The following is a 6,894-nucleotide window of genomic DNA, read 5'->3' as shown; positions in this document are numbered from 1 at the left end:
CTGGGCATGGCTGGTGTAATGGATTCGGTGAACCAGCGCACGCAACTGGTAGGGCAGAATCGCCTGGAGCTGTTGTTGTTCCGTCTCGACGGTCAGCAGCTCTACGGCATCAACGTGTTCAAGGTGCGGGAAGTGCTGCAATGCCCGTCACTGACGTTGATGCCCAAGTCCAGTCCTGTCGTGTGCGGGGTGGCGAATATCCGGGGGGCGACCATTCCGATCCTTGATCTGGCAATGGCCACCGGCTCGGGTGCGTTGAAAGACAAGAAAAACCCGTTCGTGATCATCACGGAGTACAACACCAAGACCCAGGGTTTCCTGGTCCGCTCGGTGGAGCGCATCGTCAACATGAACTGGGAAGAGATTCATCCACCACCCAAGGGTACCGGTCGCGATCATTACCTGACCGCTGTGACTCGGGTGGACAATCAGTTAGTCGAAATCATCGACGTCGAGAAAGTGCTGGCGGAAGTCGCACCGACGCCGGAAGCGATTTCGGTCGGCGTGGTCGATGTCGAGACCCAGACCAAGGCGTTGTCGCTGCGGGTGCTGACGGTCGATGACTCGTCGGTGGCGCGCAAGCAGGTCACGCGTTGTCTGCAGACGATCGGCGTCGAAGTGGTGGCGTTGAACGACGGCAAGCAGGCGCTGGACTACCTGCGCAAGTTGGTCGACGAGGGCAAGAAGCCGGAAGAAGAGTTCCTGATGATGATCTCCGACATCGAGATGCCGGAGATGGACGGGTACACCCTGACGGCGGAGATCCGCGGCGACGCGCGCATGCAAAAGCTTCATATCATCCTGCATACTTCGTTGTCCGGGGTATTCAATCAGGCGATGGTCAAGAAAGTCGGTGCTGATGACTTCCTGGCCAAATTCCGTCCTGATGACCTGGCATCCCGGGTAGTCGACCGGATCAAAGCAGCAGATATCAGCTAGGGGCCTTTTGCCCCTGGCGGTCAACACGATTTAAGAGGCGGCATCATTGTCTACGGGTAATTTGGATTTCGAACAGTTCCGGGTATTCCTGGAAAAAGCCTGTGGCATTTTGCTCGGTGAAAACAAGCAGTACCTGGTCTCGAGCCGTCTCAACAAACTGATGGAGCAGCAAGGCATCAAATCCCTGGGAGAGCTGTTACAGCTCATCCAGACCCAGCCGCGCAGCGGTTTGCGCGAGCAGGTGGTCGATGCCATGACGACCAACGAAACCCTGTGGTTTCGTGACACCTATCCGTTTGAAGTCTTGAAGAACAAGGTGCTGCCCGAGGCGATCAAGGCCAGTCCCAACCAGCGTCTGCGGATCTGGTCGGCGGCGTGCTCGTCGGGTCAGGAACCGTATTCGCTGTCGATGTCGATCGACGAGTTCGAGCGCAGCAACCTCGGTCAGTTGAAGATGGGCGTGCAGATTGTTGCGACTGACCTGTCCGGCCTGATGCTGACCAACTGCAAGACTGGCGAGTACGACAGCCTGGCGATCGGTCGCGGTTTGTCGCCGGAACGCCTGCAGCGTTACTTCGACCCGAAAGGGCCGGGGCGCTGGGTGATCAAGGCGCCGATCAAGAACCGGGTGGAATTCCGTTCGTTCAACCTGCTCGACAGCTACGCAAGCCTGGGCAAGTTCGACATCGTGTTCTGCCGCAACGTGCTGATCTACTTCTCCGCCGAGGTGAAGAAAGACATCCTGTTGCGCATTCACAGTACGTTGAAGCCGGGCGGTTATCTGTTCCTTGGCGCTTCCGAAGCGCTGAACGGTTTGCCGGATCATTACCAGATGGTCCAGTGCAGCCCGGGGATCATTTACCAGGCGAAGTGATTGCATCGGCAACACAAAAAACGGGAGGCCCTAAAGGCCTCCCGTTTTTTTGTGTCTGGCGTTTAGGGCGGAATCACCGCAAAACCCTGTGGGAGCGGGCTTGCCCGCGATAGCGTCGTGTCAGTCGATTTAAATTAACCAGACATACCGCCATCGCGGGCAAGCCCGCTCCCACAGGGTTCAGTGTTGGCTGATAGAACGTAGGCAAGCGGCAGAAAAGCGGCATGCGGCGGAAACCGGTTGCCGCTTTTCTGGCATTGCCGCTTTGCCGGCACCGCGCAACCCCCCGGTTTTCGGGCGTTTCTCGCATTGGCACGGCGCTTGCTAAAGCTCAGTTACGAAAAACCGTTCACCCGAAGGTTCCCGACATGAGCATCAGCTTCGATAAAGCGCTCGGCATTCACGAAAAGGCTCTTGGCTTCCGCGCCCAGCGTGCCGAAGTCCTGGCGAACAACATCGCCAACGCCGATACCCCGAACTACAAGGCTCGGGATCTGGACTTCTCCAAAGTGCTTGAAGCACAGACCCAGAAGAACGCCAACGGCACCATCGCCCTGAACATGACCAACAGCCGTCACATCGAGGCTGAAGGTCTGGGCAATGGCGACGAATCGCTGCTGTATCGCACGCCGATGCAACCGTCGATCGACCAGAACACCGTGGACGCTCAACTGGAACAGTCGAACTACGCGGAAAACGCCGTTGGCTTCCAGGCCAGCTTCACCCTGCTCAACAGCAAATTCAAAGGGCTGGTGTCAGCCCTGCGCGGAGAGTAATCCATGTCCCTGTCCAGCGTTTTCAACATTGCCGGCAGCGGCATGAGCGCACAGACCACGCGTCTGAACACCGTGGCCTCGAACATCGCCAACGCCGAGACCGTCTCGTCGAGCATCGACCAGACCTATCGCGCCCGTCACCCGGTGTTCGCCACCATGTTCCAGGGTGGCCAGAACAGCGGCAGCAACTCGCTGTTCCAGAGCCAGGATGCCGCCGGTCAAGGCGTGCAGGTGCTCGGCGTGGTCGAAGACCAGAGCAACCTCGAAGCGCGTTACGAGCCGAACCATCCGGCCGCCGACGCCAAGGGCTACGTCTACTACCCGAACGTCAACGTGGTGGAAGAAATGGCTGACATGATTTCCGCGAGCCGGTCGTTCCAGACCAACGCCGAAATGATGAACACCGCCAAAACCATGATGCAGAAGGTGCTGACCCTCGGTCAGTAATAAGGGGCGACTGTCATGAGTGTTACCGATTCCACCGGCACCCTGAGCCTGAAGGACATCCTGGCGAACTCCTCGAAAAAAACGAGCAGTACGACCACGGGTGGCATCGCCTCGGCCACCAACAGCGCCACTGGCGGCAAGGCGCTGGGCAAGGATGCGTTCCTGCAACTGCTGGTTACCCAGCTGAAAAACCAGAACCCGCTCGATCCGCAAGACAACAGCGCGTTCGTTGCGCAGTTGGCGCAGTTCAGCAGCCTGGAAGGCATCACCACGCTGAACTCCACCGTGAGTGGCCTGGCCGGCAACTACAACTCTTCGCAAGCGTTGCAGGCATCTTCGCTGGTGGGTCGCAACGTGATCGTGCAGACCAACAGTGCGCAACTCGATGATCCGAGCAAAGGCCTTACCGGTTCGTTGAACCTGTCGACGTCCATCGCTGGCGGCACCGTGACCATCACCGACAAGGATGGCAAAGCCGTACGCGTCATCGATCTGGGCAGTCGCGCGGCCGGCAACGCCAGCTTCACCTGGGATGGCAAGGACAAGGACGGCGCGCTGGTGCCTGCCGGAACTTACACCTTCAAGGCCAGTGCGCCGATCAATGGCACCGCGACGGACCTGGCGACCTACCTGCCAGCCACGGTCAGCAGCGTGACCATCAGCCAGACCGGTGGCGAGCTGATGCTCAACCTCGCTGGCAAGGGCACCGTTGCCCTGTCCAAAGTACAAACCATTGGTATATAGAGCCGACTAACCGGCACAAAGGAGTGGAATATGTCTTTCAATATCGGCCTTAGCGGTCTCTATGCAGCCAACAAGCAACTGGACGTGACCGGCAACAACATCGCCAACGTCGCGACCGCCGGTTTCAAATCGTCCCGTGCAGAATTCGAAGACGTTTACTCGGCCACTCGCCTGGGTAGCGGCAGCAAAGTGATCGGTAACGGCGTGCGCCTGGCCAACGTTTCCCAGCAGTTCACCCAGGGTGACATCAACAACACCGGTAACGTGCTGGACATGGGCATCAACGGTTCCGGCTTCTTCACCATGAGCAACAACGGTTCGATTTCCTATACCCGTGCCGGTACGTTCAAGGTCGACAACGCCGGTTACATCACCAACACCGACTACACCTCGCGTCTGCAGGGTTACGGTGTGGATGCCAACGGCAAGATCATCAACGGCGTATTGACCGATTTGAAGATCGATACCTCGAACCTGGCGCCGAAGTCGACTTCCCTGGTGACTTCGAGCATCAACCTGAACTCGAAGGCACCGGTGATCGTTGATACGGGCGCCACCGCCGTCAAGTTTGATCCGAGCAAGCTTGAGACATACACCAAGAGCTTCAGCACCCCGATCTATGACACGCAGGGCAACTCGCACGTCATGGATCAGTACATGGTCAAGACCGGCGAGAACACCTGGAAGGTTTACACGTTGGTAGATGGTCGTAACCCGGATGCAGCCGGTAGCGATCCAACCAAGGTCGATCCGGTTGCTTCGACACTGACATTCGATTCGTCCGGCAACTTGCTTCAGGTCAGCACGCCAAATCCGGCGGATGCCACGAAGCCGATCATCAGCAGCGACCTGACGCTCAAAGGCTGGGTACCGGGCAACGTGATCAACGGCGCCTTTGTGCCTAACGGCGCAGCGGCGAACACGAAGGGCGTGACCATTTCGATGGCCAAGACCACTCAGTACAACGCTGATACCGCGCGTTCGATCCCGACTCAGGATGGTTACGCCACTGGCCAGATCACTAACCTGACCATCGACGGCACCGGTACGTTGTTCGCCAACTTCAGCAACAACCAGAGCAAGGCCATCGGCCAGGTTGCGTTGGCGAGCTTCACCAACGAACAGGGCTTGCAGGCGATTGGCGGTACCAGCTGGAAGGAGACTTTCGCTTCGGGTATCCCGGGTTACGATGCGCCGGAAACCGGTACTTTGGGTTCGATCGCGTCTAACTCGCTGGAAGAGTCGAACGTTAACCTGACCAATGAGCTGGTTGATCTGATCAAGGGGCAGAGCAACTATCAGGCGAACGCGAAGACTATTTCGACTCAGAGCACCATCATGCAGACCATCATTCAGATGACCTGATTCGGGTTTTTGGTTGTTCAAGGAGCCCCTCTTTTTGAGGGGCTTTTTTTTGGGGTGGGTTTTGGGTTTTGGGGGTATATCCGTTGCTGCGGTAACGGCTGCTTAGGGTTCCGCCCTTACGGCGGGTCACTTTTTCCAGACGCCGAAAAAGTAACCAAAAAGGCTTTACCCTGACGTACGGCCCTCGCTGTGGCTCGGGTTCCTTCGCTGCGGGATCGATCCGGGGGTCATCGCCTCCGGTTTGCTGCGCTGCACCTCCTCTCGATGTGTTTGGCTGCGCCAAACGGTCGCTGCGCTCCCACCCCGGATCAATCCCTCCGCTCAGCCTTCCGACGGGCGCTTGAGATCAAGAGCGGTACTCGAGCTAACGCTCATTGTGTTGAGTGGGGCGGCATGCGCCGCGTGCGGGGGTGTACTCATTTTCTTGTGGGAGCTGGTTTGCCAGTGATGGCGGCCTGACAGCCGACCTGTTTATGTCGGTTGTACTCCACCTCTGTGGGAGCTGGCTTGCCAGCGATGGCGACCTGACAGCCGACCTGTTTCTGTCGGTTGTACTCCACTCCTGTGGGAGCTTGCTTGCCAGTGATGGCGGCCTGACAGCCGACCTGTTTCTGTCGGTTGTACTCCACCCCTTTGGGAGCTGGCTGCCAGTAGTGGCGGCCTGACAGCCGACCTGTTTCTGTCGGTTGTACTTCACCCCTGTGGGAGCTGGCTTGCCAGCGATGGCGACCTGACAGTCGACCAAGCTCTGGCGGGTGTACTCATTCCTTGTAGGCACTGCCGAAGGCTGCAATTTTTTGATCTGCTTTGGCTTTGGCTTTGGCTGTTGATCCTGCTCTTGATCTTCAGGCCCATCGGCAGGCCGAGCGGAGGTGTTCATCCGGGGTAGGCGCGCAGCGCCGTTTGGCGAAGCCAAACACATCGAGAGGAGGTGCAGCGAAGCAAACCGGAGGCGATGCCCCCGGATGGACACCGTAGCGAGGGAACACTGAGCCTAGGCGAAGTGCCGTACGTCAGGGAGCAGCCCTTTTGGTTACTTTTGGGGCGTTTGCCAAAAGTGACCCGCCGTAAGGGCGGAACCCTAATCCGCAACACCCGCAGCAACGGATATGCTCACAAACCCCAAACCCCCAAACGGCCTCTAATATCAAGAGCTGCTGTCGAGCCGACGCTCATCCCGTCGAGTGGTGGACAGCAGAAGGGGTGGGAGCTTTGCTCGCTGCCAGCGACGGCGGCCAGTCAGCCAGCCCAGATCTATCTGGCTCAACACTGATGCAAAAAAAAGCCCCCGACAAACCAGAGGTCAGTCAGGGGCTTTTTTCATTCAGGTGTCTTTCGGCACCTGAAAGTGCTCAGCTTATTGGCAAGCTTCGCAATCCGGCTCGTCAATCGCGCAAGCCTTTGGCACTGGCGCCGGACCGGCTGGAGCGGCCAGAACCGAATCGTCACCGTGGTTGCCGCCGCTGGAAACAGCGTTCAACTTGCCGGTGTTGATGGTCGACTTCTCGGTGCTGGTCGCGGCCAGGGCGCGGAGGTAGTAAGTGGTTTTCAGACCACGGTACCAAGCCATGCGGTAGGTCACGTCGAGTTTCTTGCCCGAGGCGCCAGCGATGTACAGGTTCAGCGATTGAGCCTGGTCGATCCACTTCTGACGACGGCTGGCGGCGTCAACGATCCACTTGGTGTCCACTTCGAAGGCAGTCGCGTAGAGCTCTTTGAGTTCTTGCGGGATGCGCTCGATCTGCTGAA

At 58.3% G+C, this 6,894-nt stretch carries 6 protein-coding genes and 1 pseudogene; 6 read left to right on the top strand and 1 reads right to left on the bottom strand.

What is annotated here, in order from left to right:
• The first annotated feature begins 6 nt into the window (after positions 1–6).
• From ACIONG_RS26395 to flgE, 6 genes are all read left to right on the top strand, one after another.
• Positions 7–939 (top strand): chemotaxis protein CheV, encoded by a 933-nt coding sequence (locus tag ACIONG_RS26395; RefSeq protein WP_103304087.1) that lies wholly within the window; start codon positions 7–9, stop codon positions 937–939.
• 46 nt (positions 940–985) lie between these two features.
• A complete protein-coding gene (cheR, locus tag ACIONG_RS26390) occupies positions 986–1,813 on the top strand; it encodes a protein-glutamate O-methyltransferase CheR (RefSeq protein WP_401303632.1) in 828 nt (275 codons plus the stop codon).
• A gap of 368 nt (positions 1,814–2,181) precedes the next feature.
• Complete coding sequence (gene flgB, locus ACIONG_RS26385) at positions 2,182–2,589, top strand: flagellar basal body rod protein FlgB (protein WP_053122819.1); 408 nt, start codon at positions 2,182–2,184, stop codon at positions 2,587–2,589.
• A 3-nt stretch (positions 2,590–2,592) separates the two neighbouring features.
• Positions 2,593–3,036, top strand: coding sequence for a flagellar basal body rod protein FlgC (flgC, locus tag ACIONG_RS26380; protein WP_003227217.1), 444 nt, complete (start codon positions 2,593–2,595; stop codon positions 3,034–3,036).
• A gap of 15 nt (positions 3,037–3,051) precedes the next feature.
• A complete protein-coding gene (flgD, locus tag ACIONG_RS26375) occupies positions 3,052–3,780 on the top strand; it encodes a flagellar hook assembly protein FlgD (protein WP_401303629.1) in 729 nt (242 codons plus the stop codon).
• A 30-nt stretch (positions 3,781–3,810) separates the two neighbouring features.
• On the top strand, positions 3,811–5,145 hold the full coding sequence (flgE, locus tag ACIONG_RS26370; protein ID WP_103304090.1) for a flagellar hook protein FlgE: 1,335 nt from the start codon (positions 3,811–3,813) through the stop codon (positions 5,143–5,145).
• A gap of 1,357 nt (positions 5,146–6,502) precedes the next feature.
• Here flgE and ACIONG_RS26365 read toward each other — a convergent pair.
• A pseudogene (locus ACIONG_RS26365) lies at positions 6,503–6,894 on the bottom strand (ribonucleoside-diphosphate reductase subunit alpha); the annotation flags it as partial.

Origin of the sequence: Pseudomonas sp. NPDC087817, assembly GCF_044742875.1 — a bacterium.
GTDB lineage: Bacteria > Pseudomonadota > Gammaproteobacteria > Pseudomonadales > Pseudomonadaceae > Aquipseudomonas.
Note: the sequence above shows the minus strand (reverse complement) of the source record. Positions and strands in the feature narration are given on the sequence as shown.

What these genes read in the sequence shown, in the direction of transcription:
- ACIONG_RS26395 (WP_103304087.1), top strand. Translation starts at nt 7, where the DNA reads ATGGCTGGTGTAATGGATTCGGTGAACCAGCGCACGCAACTGGTAGGG.
- flgB (WP_053122819.1), top strand. Translation starts at nt 2,182, where the DNA reads ATGAGCATCAGCTTCGATAAAGCGCTCGGCATTCACGAAAAGGCTCTT.
- flgC (WP_003227217.1), top strand. Translation starts at nt 2,593, where the DNA reads ATGTCCCTGTCCAGCGTTTTCAACATTGCCGGCAGCGGCATGAGCGCA.
- flgD (WP_401303629.1), top strand. Translation starts at nt 3,052, where the DNA reads ATGAGTGTTACCGATTCCACCGGCACCCTGAGCCTGAAGGACATCCTG.
- flgE (WP_103304090.1), top strand. Translation starts at nt 3,811, where the DNA reads ATGTCTTTCAATATCGGCCTTAGCGGTCTCTATGCAGCCAACAAGCAA.